The organism is Paraburkholderia sp. BR14312 (genome assembly GCF_040948675.1).
Taxonomy (GTDB): Bacteria; Pseudomonadota; Gammaproteobacteria; order Burkholderiales; family Burkholderiaceae; genus Paraburkholderia; species Paraburkholderia nodosa_A.
This window is the reverse complement of sequence record NZ_JBFPKI010000008.1, coordinates 252909-265995: the sequence shown is the minus strand read 5'-3', so window position 1 is coordinate 265995 and position 13087 is coordinate 252909. Positions and strand designations below refer to the sequence as shown.

Annotated in this window: 13 protein-coding genes; 7 read left to right on the top strand and 6 right to left on the bottom strand. The window is 66.2% G+C overall.

The genetic code is table 11. From position 1 onward, the window contains the following. Positions 1–302 precede the first annotated feature (302 nt). Complete coding sequence (locus AB3X98_RS23780; protein WP_342946234.1) at positions 303–872, top strand: DUF4142 domain-containing protein; 570 nt, start codon at positions 303–305, stop codon at positions 870–872. A gap of 54 nt (positions 873–926) precedes the next feature. Here the strand turns inward: AB3X98_RS23780 and AB3X98_RS23775 are convergent, their stop codons facing one another. Further along, entirely contained in the window at positions 927–1526 is a 600-nt protein-coding gene (locus AB3X98_RS23775) for a TMEM175 family protein (RefSeq protein WP_368603537.1), read from the bottom strand. 174 nt (positions 1527–1700) lie between these two features. Between AB3X98_RS23775 and AB3X98_RS23770 the strand changes: the two genes are divergently transcribed. Together AB3X98_RS23770 and AB3X98_RS23765 are read left to right on the top strand one after the other, a co-directional pair. Beyond that, positions 1701–2405: a cytochrome b/b6 domain-containing protein gene (locus tag AB3X98_RS23770; protein ID WP_368603538.1), complete on the top strand. Its 705-nt coding sequence runs from the start codon at positions 1701–1703 to the stop codon at positions 2403–2405. A gap of 85 nt (positions 2406–2490) precedes the next feature. Beyond that, a complete protein-coding gene (locus AB3X98_RS23765; protein WP_368603539.1) occupies positions 2491–2742 on the top strand; it encodes an H-NS family nucleoid-associated regulatory protein in 252 nt (83 codons plus the stop codon). 103 nt (positions 2743–2845) lie between these two features. Here AB3X98_RS23765 and kdgD read toward each other — a convergent pair whose 3' ends face one another. The 4 genes from kdgD to AB3X98_RS23745 all read right to left on the bottom strand — a co-directional run bounded on the left by kdgD (position 2846) and on the right by AB3X98_RS23745 (position 7689). Then, a complete protein-coding gene (gene kdgD, locus AB3X98_RS23760) occupies positions 2846–3763 on the bottom strand; it encodes a 5-dehydro-4-deoxyglucarate dehydratase (RefSeq protein WP_028206318.1) in 918 nt (305 codons plus the stop codon). A 51-nt stretch (positions 3764–3814) separates the two neighbouring features. Next, on the bottom strand, positions 3815–5164 hold the full coding sequence (gene gudD / locus AB3X98_RS23755) for a glucarate dehydratase (protein WP_069267076.1): 1350 nt from the start codon (positions 5162–5164) through the stop codon (positions 3815–3817). A gap of 65 nt (positions 5165–5229) precedes the next feature. Continuing rightward, positions 5230–6318: a lactonase family protein gene (locus tag AB3X98_RS23750; RefSeq protein ID WP_368603540.1), complete on the bottom strand. Its 1089-nt coding sequence runs from the start codon at positions 6316–6318 to the stop codon at positions 5230–5232. 39 nt (positions 6319–6357) lie between these two features. Next, a complete protein-coding gene (locus AB3X98_RS23745) occupies positions 6358–7689 on the bottom strand; it encodes an MFS transporter (RefSeq protein ID WP_368603541.1) in 1332 nt (443 codons plus the stop codon). Between the two features lie 278 nt (positions 7690–7967). Here AB3X98_RS23745 and AB3X98_RS23740 point away from each other — a divergent pair, with 278 nt between their 5' ends. Further along, entirely contained in the window at positions 7968–9551 is a 1584-nt protein-coding gene (locus AB3X98_RS23740) for an aldehyde dehydrogenase (NADP(+)) (RefSeq protein WP_368603542.1), read from the top strand. A 78-nt stretch (positions 9552–9629) separates the two neighbouring features. Here AB3X98_RS23740 and AB3X98_RS23735 read toward each other — a convergent pair whose 3' ends face one another. Continuing rightward, positions 9630–10370 carry a FadR/GntR family transcriptional regulator gene (locus tag AB3X98_RS23735; RefSeq protein ID WP_368603543.1) on the bottom strand — a complete coding sequence of 247 codons (741 nt, stop codon included), beginning with the start codon at positions 10368–10370 and terminating at the stop codon, positions 9630–9632. Positions 10371–10902: 532 nt separating this feature from the next. Here AB3X98_RS23735 and AB3X98_RS23730 point away from each other — a divergent pair. The 3 genes from AB3X98_RS23730 to AB3X98_RS23720 all read left to right on the top strand — a co-directional run bounded on the left by AB3X98_RS23730 (position 10903) and on the right by AB3X98_RS23720 (position 13076). Further along, positions 10903–11508, top strand: a complete 606-nt coding sequence (locus AB3X98_RS23730) for a c-type cytochrome (RefSeq protein WP_133184702.1) — start codon at positions 10903–10905, stop codon at positions 11506–11508. A gap of 94 nt (positions 11509–11602) precedes the next feature. After that, a complete protein-coding gene (locus tag AB3X98_RS23725; protein WP_342946634.1) occupies positions 11603–12886 on the top strand; it encodes a cytochrome c in 1284 nt (427 codons plus the stop codon). Positions 12887–12893: 7 nt separating this feature from the next. Then, on the top strand, positions 12894–13076 hold the full coding sequence (locus AB3X98_RS23720; RefSeq protein WP_028206326.1) for a hypothetical protein: 183 nt from the start codon (positions 12894–12896) through the stop codon (positions 13074–13076). The last annotated feature ends 11 nt before the right edge of the window (positions 13077–13087 follow it).

Here is a 13087-nt window from a genome sequence, read left to right as displayed (position 1 = left end):
CGTTTTTTTGCGTGCGAGGGACATTGTGCGCCGGTTGGCGCGAATGGAAAACGCCGTATTGGCATAAACGCATGACGTCGGTGTGAATACGCTGATCGTTATCTCTGTCGCATGCTCTCTTACCAACCGTTACACAAGCGAAGCAATCGTTTCACCTGAACGGCGAACGACTTCATAGAATTCCCCAGACCGTTGAGCAGCAAGGCGCCTCGCCACAACGGTCCCGCGCAGAGCCGCACGAAAAGCCGCATGACACGGCCCTGCGCGTGCAATCGATACCAACTACGCAGAAAGGAGTTCACATGACTCGCCTCTCGCTTGCCTCGCTCATCGCGGCTTCGGCCGCCAGCCTTTGCGCCGTGACGCTGAGCGCCCATGCGCAGACCCCCGCGCCCACCGCGGCTTCTGCCTCGACTTCGGCCGCACCCGGCAAGCTGCACGAAGCCGACAAAGCCTTCATCGCGGACGGCACGCAAACCGTCGCCACGCAGCGCGATGCCGCACGCATTGCCGATTCGCGCTCGACCGATCGCGAAGTGAAGGCTTTCGCGGAAAAACTGGTGGCCGACTATACGAAGCTGTCCGACTCGATGCGTGCGGCGAGCCCGCGCGGCGTGGACGTGCCGCGCAACGACCCGGATGCGGCCGTGATCAGCAGCATCAATAACCTGCGCGGCGCGGACTTCGACAAGACGTATATCGAGCAGGTCGCGCTGGCCGGCCAGCAGAAGACGCTCTCGGCATTCCAGGCGGAGATCGCCTCGGGCCGCGACGCGGGCCTGAAGAAGGCTGCCACGGAAGGTCTGCCCGTGATCCAGGCCGACTATGCCAAGGCTCAGGAACTCGCCAAGCGCAAGCACCTGGCAGGCTGATGACGATGTGATGTTCCAAGGGGCCGGCCGCGCGCGCGCCGGCCCCACTGCTGTTTACTCTTCCTTCTTTTCGCCGGCAGCGAGGGCGAGCCGTTCCATACGCCGGTCGGGCACGAGCCAGAGCAGCGCCACGATGAAGTAGAAGATCGCGCCAATGCGCGGATAGTCGAACGCCGCGAGCGCAAACCCCGCCAGATACAGCACCGGCGAAATCTTGCCCTTCACGTCATTGCCCAGCGCAACGGCAAGCGGGCTCTGCATGCCGTGGTAGCGCACCAGCGTGAATTGCAGCACGACGTAAGCCAGCGCGCAGAGCAGCAGGTTGACGCCGTAGAGCGCGGTCGGCCAGCGCCCGAACTCGTTCTCGCCCATCCAGCCCGTGGTGAACGGCAGCAGCGAAAGCCAGAACAGCAGATGCAGGTTGGCCCAGAGCACCGAGCCGTTCACGCGGCGCGCCACCTGCAGCATGTGGTGATGGTTGTTCCAGTAGATCCCCACGTAGATGAAGCTCAACACGTAGCTCAGATAAACCGGCCACAGCGGCGCGAGCGCAGCGAGATCATTGCCATGCGGCACCTTGAGTTCCAGCACCATGATCGTGATGATGATGGCGAGCACGCCATCGCTGAAGGCTTCGAGTCGGTTCTTTTCCATCTGCGGAATCAAATTGCAAGAGATGTAAGGCGAGCGGCAAGTATCGCCGAAGTCGCCGCACGACGCCACGTAGGCGCTGAGGGATCGCAGGTGCGTATATTGCGCCGTACATGGCGCGCGCGTTCCTGGCCTATGATGGCCTCGAGCGCCACGCCCGGCCGCTCGCCTCGAATCATGAACTCCACGACCTCCGTAACCCGCCACCGTCCCGAGCACCCTGAGCGGCCCGAGCGCCGCGTGCCCGTTTGGGACCTGCCCACGCGCCTCTTCCACTGGCTGACCGTAGTGCTCGTGGCGGCCGCTTACATCACGCAGCGCATGAACTGGATGCAGATGCACGTGCGCCTCGGCGAGACGCTGCTCGCGCTCGTGCTGTTTCGCATCCTGTGGGGGTGCTTCGGCAGCGAGACCGCGCGCTTCTCGCGCTTCGTCGCCTCGCCGCGCAAGGCGATCGAGCATCTGCGCCAGCTGTTGCGGCGCGAGCCCGACGTCCAGGTCGGTCACAACGCGGCCGGCGGCTGGATGGTTCTGCTGCTGCTCGCGCTGCTGCTGGTCGAAACGCTCACCGGTCTCTACGACAACAACGACATCGCCGACGAAGGCCCGCTCAGCGAAATCGTGCCCGCGAAAATCGCCAATGCGATAGCCGGCCTGCACGCGTGGGGCTGGGACCTGCTCGCGGCCGCGATCGTGCTGCACGTGTGCGCGATTGCCGTCTATGCCCTCGTGAAAGGCCACAATCTGGTCGGCCCGATGGTGAGCGGGAAAAAGCGCCTGCCCGCCTCGGTGCGCGCGCCAGCGCGCGGGTCGCTGTGGCTCGCGGCGTTGCTGATGGGGCTGTCGGGCGTCGTGGTGGCGCTGCTCGCCGAGTATCTTTGATGCCGGAAATTGCGGTGTAAAGCGCACGCGAAGCCCGCACAACGCGTAAAATCAGCGGCTCGTTTTCACTCGACAAGAATCATCGATGGCTACCTACCTCGAATTGCTCGCCCAGAAGCGCGAACTCGACGAGCGCATCGAAGCCGCGCGCGCCGAAGCGGCGCACGAGGCGCTGGCCAATGTGCGCGAGGCAATCGCCGAATTCGGCTTCACGCCCGACGAGGTGTTCGGCAAGCCGCGCCGCGAAAAGACCGCGCGCCGCACGCGCAAGGCCGAAGGCAACGAAGGCAAAAAGCGCGAGCGCGCCAATCTGGACCTGTTCGGCGACAACGCCTGACCGGCGCCACGCCCTCAACGAGCAAACAGGGCAGCAAGGCCCCTGTCGCAAGCAGCCATGCCCCGCGCCGGCTGGCGCGAGCATGGCGTGAACACCGAACGCGTTACTGCGCGCCGAGCTTCTTGATCAGCACGTCGAGCTGCGCCACTTCCTCTTGCGTGAGATCGGTGAGCGGCGCGCGCACCGGGCCCGCGTCGCGGCCCACGAGCTTCGCGCCCGCCTTCACGATGCTCACCGCGTAGCCCGCGCGGCGATTGCGAATGGCGAGGTACGGCAGGAAGAATTCGTCGATGAGCTTGCCCACCGTCGCGTGATCGTCGGCGGCAATCGCGCGGTAGAACTGCATGGCCGTCTTCGGAATGAAGTTGAACACCGCCGACGAATACACGGGCACGCCCAGCGCCTTGTACGCCGCTGCGTAGACTTCGGCCGTGGGCAGGCCGCCCAGGTACGAGAAGCGGTCGCCCAGACGGCGGCGGATCGTCACCATCGCCTCGATCTCGCCCACGCCGTCCTTGAAGCCGATGAGGTTTTCGCAGCGGTCGGCGAGCTGCTCGAGCATGTCGGCGTTGAGCTTCGAATTGGCGCGGTTGTAGACGATCACGCCCATCTTCGGCACGGCCTTGCAGACCTGCTCCACGTGCGCGGCAATGCCTTCCTGCGACGCTTCCGTGAGGTAGTGCGGCATCAGCAGAATGCCCTGCGCGCCGTTGCGCTCGGCTTCCTGCGCGTATTCGATGGCCACGCGCGTGGCGCCGCCCGCGCCCGCGAGAATCGGCACCTTGCCCTTGCAGGTTTCGGTGGCCGTCTTGATGACCTGCGAGTATTCGCTCTTCGTGAGCGAGAAGAATTCGCCCGTGCCGCCCGCTGCGAACAGCGCGCTCGCGCCGTACGGGGCCAGCCATTCGAGGCGCTCGGCGTAGGTGCTCGCGCGGAAGTTGCCCTGCGCGTCGAAGTCGGTCACGGGGAACGAAAGCAGGCCTTCGGAGACGATTTGCTTGAGTTCTTGCGGCGTGGTCATGGTCTTGATCCTGTTGCGAAGTCAGTAAAGGTGTTCAGTCGAAGACGGCGTTCAGCGCACGAGGCACGGACGCTTGTTGTCGAATTTCCAGTTGGGAATGAGGTATTGCATGGCGATCGCGTCGTCGCGCGCGCCGAGGCCGTGCTCCTGGTAGAGCGCGTGGGCCTTTTCCAGCTCGTCCATGTCGATCTCGATGCCAAGGCCGGGCTTTTGCGGCACCTGCACCTTGCCGCCCACGATCTGCAGCGGCTCGCGCGTGAGGCGCTGGCCGTCCTGCCAGATCCAGTGCGTGTCGATCGCCGTGATCTTGCCGGGCGCCGCGGCGGCTGCATGCGTGAACATCGCGAGCGAAATGTCGAAGTGGTTGTTCGAGTGCGAGCCCCACGTGAGGCCCCAGTCGTTGCACATCTGCGCTACGCGCACGGAGCCCTGCATGGTCCAGAAGTGCGGGTCGGCGAGCGGGATATCCACCGATTGCAGCTGGATAGCGTGGCCCATCTGGCGCCAGTCGGTCGCGATCATGTTGGTGGCCGTGGGCAGGCCGGTGGCGCGGCGGAATTCCGCCATCACTTCGCGGCCCGAGTAGCCGTTCTCCGCGCCGCACGGGTCTTCCGCGTAGGCGAGCACGTCGTGCTTGTCGCGGCACAGGCGGATGGCTTCTGCGAGCGACCACGCGCCGTTCGGGTCGAGCGTCACGCGCGCTTCCGGAAAGCGTTCGGCCAGCGCCGTGACCGCTTCCATTTCCGCGTCGCCCGCCAGCACGCCGCCCTTGAGCTTGAAATCGTTGAAGCCGTAGCGCGCTTGCGCGGCTTCGGCCAGGCGCACGACGGCATCCGGCGTCATCGCCTCTTCGGTGCGCAGGCGCTCCCAGTCGTCGCGGCCATCGGCGCCGCTCGCGTAGGCCAGATCGGTCTTGTTGCGATCGCCAATGAAGAACAGGTAGCCGAGCATCTCCACTTCGCTGCGCTGCTGCCCCTCGCCAAGCAGCGCGGCAACGGGCACGTTCAGATGCTGGCCGAGCAGGTCGAGCAGCGCGGCTTCGAGCGCCGTGACCGCGTGAATCGTGGTACGCAGGTCGAACGTCTGCAGGCCGCGGCCGCCCGAGTCGCGATCGGCGAACTGCTTGCGCACGGTGTTGAGCACCGACTGCATATTGCCGATGGATTGGCCGACCACGAACGCGCGCGCATCTTCGAGCGTCTTGCGGATCGCCTCGCCGCCCGGCACTTCGCCGATGCCGGTGTTGCCCGCGCTGTCGCGCAGCAGCACGACGTTGCGCGTGAAGAACGGACCGTGCGCGCCGGAGAGATTCAGGAGCATGCTGTCGCGGCCCGCCACGGGCACGACGCGCAACTCGGTCACAACGGGCGTGGCGTTCGGTTGAACGGTTTGTGTAGACATGAACGGATTACCTGTAAAAGTGCGGCGCGCTGCGCCCTGACAATCGAAACCCTGGATTGAAGCGGTCAAGCGTGGGCGGCGACGATCTCCACCCAGTTCGCGCCGTTGCCGCCCTCGCCGCGCGAGACGGCTGCGAGCGCGCCGCTCGCCGCATCGATCGCGTAGACCGACACGTGTTGCGATTTTTCTCCGCACGCCACGAGAAACCGGCCCGTCGGGTCGATGCGAAAACCACGCGGCTGTGTTTCCGTTGCGGTCGCGCCGACGTATTCGAGCGCGCCGTCTTGAGCCACGCGCAGCGCGAGAATCTGGCTCGTCGTGCGCTCGGACACGTAGACGAAGCGCCCATCGGGCGAAACGTGGATATCGGCGGCCCACACGAGCTTCGCGAGCACGGCGGGGTCGGGCTGCACGGGGTCCGTAGGGCTCGGGCGCGCAAAGCCGTCGTTCAGATGCGCGAGCACCGGCGCGCGCGGCGAAACGTGCAGCGCCGCGAGCTTGCCCGTGGCGGCGTCGCGCGCGAAAGCCGCCACCGTCGCGCGGAATTCGCTCAGCACGTACAGCACGTCGCCGTTGGGCGAAAAGCGCAGATGCCGCGGACCGAAGCCCGTACCGAGATCGACTGCACCGATTTCGACGAGGCGCCCCGCGTCTTCCAGCGCGAAAGCAAACACGCGGTCGCTGCCGAGCGACGACGCATAGGCGAAGCGCCCGTCGGCGGAAACGATCACGGCGTGCGCGTGCTCGATATCGTCGATCACCTGCAGCGGTGCGCCATTGCCGCTCTCGAGCTCGTTCGCGCCATACAGGCTCACGCGATGCTCGCCGTACGAAGCGCCCAGCAGGAAACGCCCCTGCGGCTCGGCACACAGATACGCGAGGCTCGATTCGATCGGCGTCTGCACGCGCGGCGCGAGACTGCCGTTTTGCGCGTCGATGGCGTAGTCGTTGATGCGCTTGTCCGCGCCGCGCGTGGCCGCGTAAAGGCGGCGGCGATCGGGCGAGAGCGCCATCGGCATCACGTTGTCCTGCGCGGCCACGCGAACTTGCGGCGCGAGCGCGCCATTGCGCGCATCGAGATGAAACACGCCAATGTCGCCGTCTTTCGAATTCGCGACGTAGACGAAGAAGCGTTCGGGGTTCGGCTGGTTCATGGTGTGGGTTTCCTTCTCGATTGAGGAGTGCGAGCGGGCTCAGTGCGCGCCGCTGCGAACCGAATCGTCGGCAAAGGCGCGGCGCGACGGCTTGTTGCGGGCGAGGAACGCGGCGGCGGCGGCAATCAGCGAGGTCACGCCGAGGCCGTAGAGGCCGCCCGTAATCGAGCCCGTATGCTGTTGAAGATAGCCGAAGGTAGCCGGCGCGAAGAACCCGCCCAGGTTGCCGAGCGAATTGATGAGCGCGATCACGCCGGCGGCCACGCGGGTGTCGAGATAGCCTTGCGGCATCGGCCAGAACAGCGACGAAGCCGCCTTGAAGCCGATGGCCGAGAAGCAGATCGCCACGAACGAGAACACCGGGTCCGACGACGTCGAAGCGAACAGGCCGCAGGCCGCGATCACCAGTGCAACGGCGAGCCACGCCTGCTGGAAGCGGTACCTGGCCGAGAGCAGTGCGAAGCAGTACATCGCGACGATGGCGATCATCCACGGAATGGCGTTGTAGAGACCTACCTGGAAATCGCTGAGATCACCCATCTTGCGGATGATCGTGGGCAGCCAGAACGTGGCCGCGTAGATCGTGAGCTGGATCGCGAAGTAGAGGAGGCAGAACAGCACGATCTGCGGGTCCTTCAGGAGACGCAGGACCGGCACGTGCGCGCCCGTGGCGGCTTCGCGCTCGGCCTGCTCGCGAACCATGTACGTTTCGAGCGCGCCCTGTTCGTCGTTCGTGAGCCAGTGGGCATCGCGAATGCGCGACTTCAGGAACACCCAGCTCACGCCGCACAGCACGATGGAAAAGCCGCCTTCGATCAGGAACATCCACTGCCAGCCCGCGAGACCGAGGCCGCGCACCGACAGCAACGCGCCCGTGATCGGACCCGAGAGCACCGAGGCGAACGCCGACCCCGCGAGAAACACGGCCGCCGCCTTGCCGCGTTCTTTCTGCGGCAGCCACTGCGCAAAGTAATAGATCACGCCGGGAAAGAAACCCGCTTCGGCAACGCCCAGCAGAAAGCGCAGCACGTAGAACGAGGTGTCGTTGTGCACGAACGCCATGGCGGCGGCCACGACGCCCCACGTACCCATGATGCGCGTAAGCCATGCGCGTGCGCCATACTTTTGCATGAGGATGTTGGACGGCACCTCGAAGATCGCGTAGCCCACGAAGAATAGCCCCGCGCCGAACCCATACGCCGCCGCCGAAAGACCGATATCGGCTTTCATGTGCGCGCCGGCGAAACCGACGTTCACACGGTCGATATAGTTCGCGATGAACATGATGAGGAAGAGCGGGAGCACGTGCCTCAGGACCTTGGCGCTGGCTGACTCCAGCAGGTCCTCATAACGGTTGGCGGGGGCGGACATCGGGGTTGTCTCCTTGGCGCGGGCGGCGCGCGGATTGGATCGCGGTTTGAATGCTTTGTGGTACGTTGTCTGACGACATTCTAGGCTTGGCCGCCGACGGAGCCAATGCCGTGTTTACCCTGCCATGGAACGGGGATCATAACCGACAAAGCTTGAGGTTGCGCGCCGTAGCGCCTCCCGACCGGCGACGGCGCCTGCCTCGGGTGTGCGGCGGCGACGATCTGGCGTATGATAGTTGTACGATGACTTAACTCACTGCAATGAGACTCGGAGACACCATGCAAATCACTGGCGACATGCTCATTGGAGGCCGCGCCGTGCGCGGCTCGGAAAAGCCGCTCGCGGCTTTCAATCCCGCCACGGGCGAAGCGATCCCCGCGCCGGCCTTCGGCAGCGGCACGGCCGCCGACGTCGACGCCGCCTGCCAGCTCGCCGCAGAGACGTTCGACGCGTACCGCACGCTGCCCCTTGCCGTGCGCGCGGCGTTCCTCGAACGTATCGCCGACGGCATCGCCGCGCTCGGCGACGCGCTCACCGAACGCGCCCACGCGGAAACCGGCCTGCCCAAGGCGCGCCTCGAAGGCGAGCGCGGCCGCACCGTCGGCCAACTCAAGCTGTTCGCCCAGGAAGTGCGCCAGGGCCTGTGGCTCACGCCCACGCTCGACGCCGCCCTGCCCGAGCGCAAGCCGCTGCCGCGCGCCGACCTGCGTCTGCAGAAGATCGCGCTCGGCCCGGTCGCCGTGTTCGGCGCGAGCAACTTCCCGCTCGCGTTCTCGGTGGCGGGCGGCGACACGGCCGCGGCGCTGGCGGCGGGCTGCCCGGTCATCGTCAAGGCGCACGGCGCGCACCTCGGCACCTCGGAGATGGTGGGCCGCGTGATCCAGCAGGCCGTCCAGGAGATGGGGCTGCCCGAGGGCGTGTTCTCGCTCATCGTCGGCGCGGGGCGCACCGTGGGCGAGGCGCTCGTCGCTCATCCGGCCGTCAAGGCCGTGGGCTTCACCGGCTCGCGCGCGGGCGGCACGGCGCTCATGCGCATCGCCGCGAACCGGCCCGAGCCCATTCCCGTCTACGCGGAAATGAGCAGCATCAATCCCGTGTTCCTGCTGCCCGAGGCACTCGCGGCGCGCGGCGCGGCCATCGCGCAGGGCTTCGTCGATTCGCTCGTGCTCGGCGCGGGCCAGTTCTGCACGAATCCGGGTCTGGCAATCGGCATCGAGGGCCCGGCTCTTGACCAGTTCGCGCAGGCCGCGGCGCAGGCGCTGGGCATCAAGCCTGCGCAGACCATGCTCACGGCGGGCATCCATGCGGCGTATGAAGAAGGCGCGCGGCGCCTCGCCGAAACCCAGGGCGTGAGCGCCCTCGCGCAAGGCCAGAGCGCGAGCGGCCCGACCCAGGCGTTCGCCGCCCTCTTCGTGACCGACGCGCAAACCTTCCTTGCGCAACCCGCCCTCGAAGACGAAGTGTTCGGGCCGGCCTCGACGCTCGTGCGCTGCAAGGACGAAGCCGAACTGCTCGCCGTGGCCGAACACTTCGCGGGCCAGCTCACCGCGACGATCCAGATGGACCGCACCGACCTGCCCGCCGCGATGCGTCTCGTGCCGATCCTCGAACGCAAGGCCGGCCGCCTGCTCGTGAACGGCTTCCCGACCGGCGTGGAAGTCACGCATGCGATGGTGCACGGCGGCCCGTTCCCGGCCACGTCCGACAGCCGCGCGACCTCGGTGGGCACGAGCGCGATGGAGCGTTTCCTGCGGCCCGTGTGCTATCAGGACTTCCCGGCCGAGTTGCTGCCGCAGGCGCTGATGGACGCCAATCCGCTCGACCTCTGGCGGCGCAAGAATGGCGAGATGGTGCGAGGCTGACTTAGCTCGGTATCACCTACGCGCATCGCCAATGAAAACAGCGGCCAACGGCCGCTGCTTTTCCATGCACGCTACGCGCTATGCCTTTTCACCCGACTCCGCCGCCGCGCGGCGCAGCCGCTCGCGGCTGCTCGACAGATGCATGCGCATGGCCGCGCGTGCGCCTTCGGGATCGTGACGGGCGATGGCGTCGAAAATGCTCTCGTGCTCGCGGTTCACCAGCTCGGCGTAAGCCTGCGGATCGCGATGCGCGATGCCGGCCGAATCGACGCGACGGCGCGGGATCAGCGCCGCGCCCATCTGCGTGAGGATGTCGACGAAATAGCGGTTGCCCGTGGCGCGCGCCACCGAGATGTGGAATTCGAGGTCGGCGCCCGAGCTGTCGCCGCCCGTGCGGATGACGACGTCGAGCGTGTCGAGCGCGTCGCGCATGCCGGCCAGGTCGCGCTCGTTCGCTCGTTGGGCGGCAAGGCCCGCGGCCTCCGTTTCGAGACTGATGCGCAACTCGAGCACGGAAAGCACGTCGTCCAGCGTGCTGGCCGGGACGACGTCGAGATCGAGCGGCTCGCGGCGCGGCTCCAGCACGAAGCTGCCAATGCCGTGACGCGTTTCGATCACCGACATGGCCTGCAGACGCGAGATCGCCTCGCGCACCACCGTGCGGCTCACGCCCAGTTGCGTCATGAGGTTGCTTTCGGTGGGCAATTTGTCGCCGGGCTTGAGTGCGCGCGTGGCGATCTGCTCGCTGATGAAGTCGACGACCTGCTCGGCGAGATTGCGGCTACGCGCGGCGATGGGCGTGGCAAGCGACTCCGCCATGTGGATCTCCTTGGCTCGATATGCGTGCGTCAGTCATGTCATTCCATTATACGTTGTCGGACAACCGCTGGAAAAGCGCGCATATATGCGACTGAGGACATCCTACGACCACACAATGGACTCCACCCGCGCAGGCCCGAAGACCACACGAGATCGCTCCTCAAACGATCCTCATTTTATTTCGCATTCCGATGCAATTCGCGCCACGATAATCTGTAGCAAGACGCGCCTGTCGTTGTGTTAGCAAACATATGCCGATGCAATAATCCGGCAGATTTATTTGCACATCCTGGCTGCACAAGTCGGCGTTCTCCGATAATCTCCTCGAAAAGGTGCGCGCCCGGCCGTCTTGCACAATGAAAATCCCCCACGGACGACGCCTCAACTGATATCGAATCGCAACGCGTTTGTGTCGTTACCATCCGCAACGAGGGAATCATTGAGAACCCGCATCGTCCTGATCATCCTTGCGCTCGCGCTGCCGTGGGCGCCGCTCCTCGCGGCGCCGCCCGCCGAGCCCGCGCCTGACACGATGCAAGCCCGCGTGATGGGTTGCGCGGCCTGTCACGGCGCACACGGCGAAGGCACCGACAACGACTACTTCCCGCGTCTCGCGGGCAAGCCAGCGGGGTATCTGTTCAACCAGCTCGTCGCCTTCCGCGACGGCGGCCGCAGCTACCCGCCCATGAACTATCTGCTGGCATATCTGCCCGACGCCTACCTCAAGCAGATCGCGGAATTCTTCTCGCAGCAGCACCCGCCCTATCCGCCGCCCGCCAAACCCACGGTCGACGCGGCCACGCTCGCCCTCGGTAAAACGCTCGTCATGAACGGCGACAGCAAGCGCAATGTGCCCGCCTGCGCAGGCTGCCACGGCGCCTCGCTCACTGGCATGCAGCCGGCCATTCCGGGCCTCGTGGGCCTGCATGCGAACTACATCAGCGCGCAGCTCGGCGCGTTCCGCTACGGTACGCGCCGGGCTGCCGCGCCCGACTGCATGCACGACATCGCCACCCGTCTCGCCGACCGCGACATCACCGCGATCGCGGCCTGGCTCTCGTCGCAACCCGCGCCCGCCGATACGACGCCGGCGGCGGCCTCGCCGCTGCCGCTCGCGTGCGGTAGCGTCCATAACTAGCCGGGGCCTCGACGTGCGCAGACTTCGATCCCTTCTCCCGTCATCGCCCAGGCCACTCGCGACGCGCCTCTCGCTCGCGGCCGCCACGCTCTGCATGGGCGCCGCGGTCGCGCTCGCGCAAACGGCCGCGCCCAGCGCGAACGCAGCGGACGCGGCGAGAGCCGCCGCAGCGGCAGCGACGGCCAACGCGAAGCCGGTCCCGAGCAACGCCGAACTGATCGCGCGCGGCGAATACCTCGCGCGCGCCGGCGACTGCATTGCGTGCCACACGGTGCCTTCCGAGCAGATGTTCGGCGGCGGGCGCCCGATGGAAACGCCGTTCGGCACGCTCTACACGCCGAACATCTCGTCGGACAAGACCTTCGGCATCGGCTCGTGGACCGCCGACGAGTTCTACCGCATGCTGCACGAGGGCAAGTCGCGCGACGGCACGCTGCTCTATCCGGCCATGCCGTTCGCGTCGTACACCAAGGTCACGCGCGCGGACTCGGACGCGATATTCGCGTACCTGCTTTCCACGCAGCCCGTGCACAAGGAAAACCGCCCGCACGACCTGCGCTTCCCGTATAACAAGCGCGCGCTGCTGCTCGGCTGGCGCACGCTGTTCTTCCGCCAGGGCGAGTTCAAGCCCGACCCGACCCAGTCTGCCGAATGGAATCGCGGCGCCTATCTCGTGGAAGGTCTCGGCCACTGCACGATGTGCCATACGGCCATCAACGCGCTGGGCGGCAACTCGCCCTCGAAGGCATTCGAGGGCGGTCTGATTCCGGTGCAGAACTGGTACGCGCCTTCGCTCACCTCGAACAAGGAGGCGGGGCTTGGCGACTGGAGCATCGAGGACATCGTCGATCTGCTGCACGCGGGCGTGTCGAAGCGCGGCGCCGTGTACGGCCCGATGGCCGAAGTGGTCTACGACAGCTTCCAGTACCTCACCGAAGACGACGTGCGCGCCGTGGCCGTGTATTTGAAGTCGTTGCCGGGCCGCAACAACGAAGTCGACAAGTCGCCCAAGAGCACGTTCGTGACGGAGGAAGCCCAGCGCCTCGTGCCGCTCGGCAGGAAGATCTACGAGTCGCAGTGCGCGGTCTGCCACGCCACCGAAGGCCAGGGCAAGCCGCCGCATTTCCCGCCGCTCGCCGACAACCAGTCGATCCAGATGAACTCGGCCGTGAACCCCATCCGCATGGTGCTCAACGGCGGCTACGCGCCGGGCACGCGCAAGAACCCGATGCCCTACGGCATGCCGCCGTTCGCGCAGTCGCTCTCCGATGAAGAAGTGGCGGCCGTGGTCACCTATATCCGCACGGCGTGGGGCAATCACGGCACGCCGGTTTCCGAACACGAAGTGAACGCGCTGCGTTCCGCGCCGCTTTTCTGAGGCTGCGATGATCGAAACTCCCGTACCCGAACAACCGGGCGAGCGCCCGCAACACGAACAGGTCGACGAGATCGTAGCCAGCGGCCCGGGCGGCGCGCTCGCGGTAGCGGGCATCGCCACGGCGATCGTCGCCGCGCTCTGGTTCATCTTTTACTTCGTCGTGTTCCTGCCGCGCGGCGTCATCCAATAGATCAGACAGAC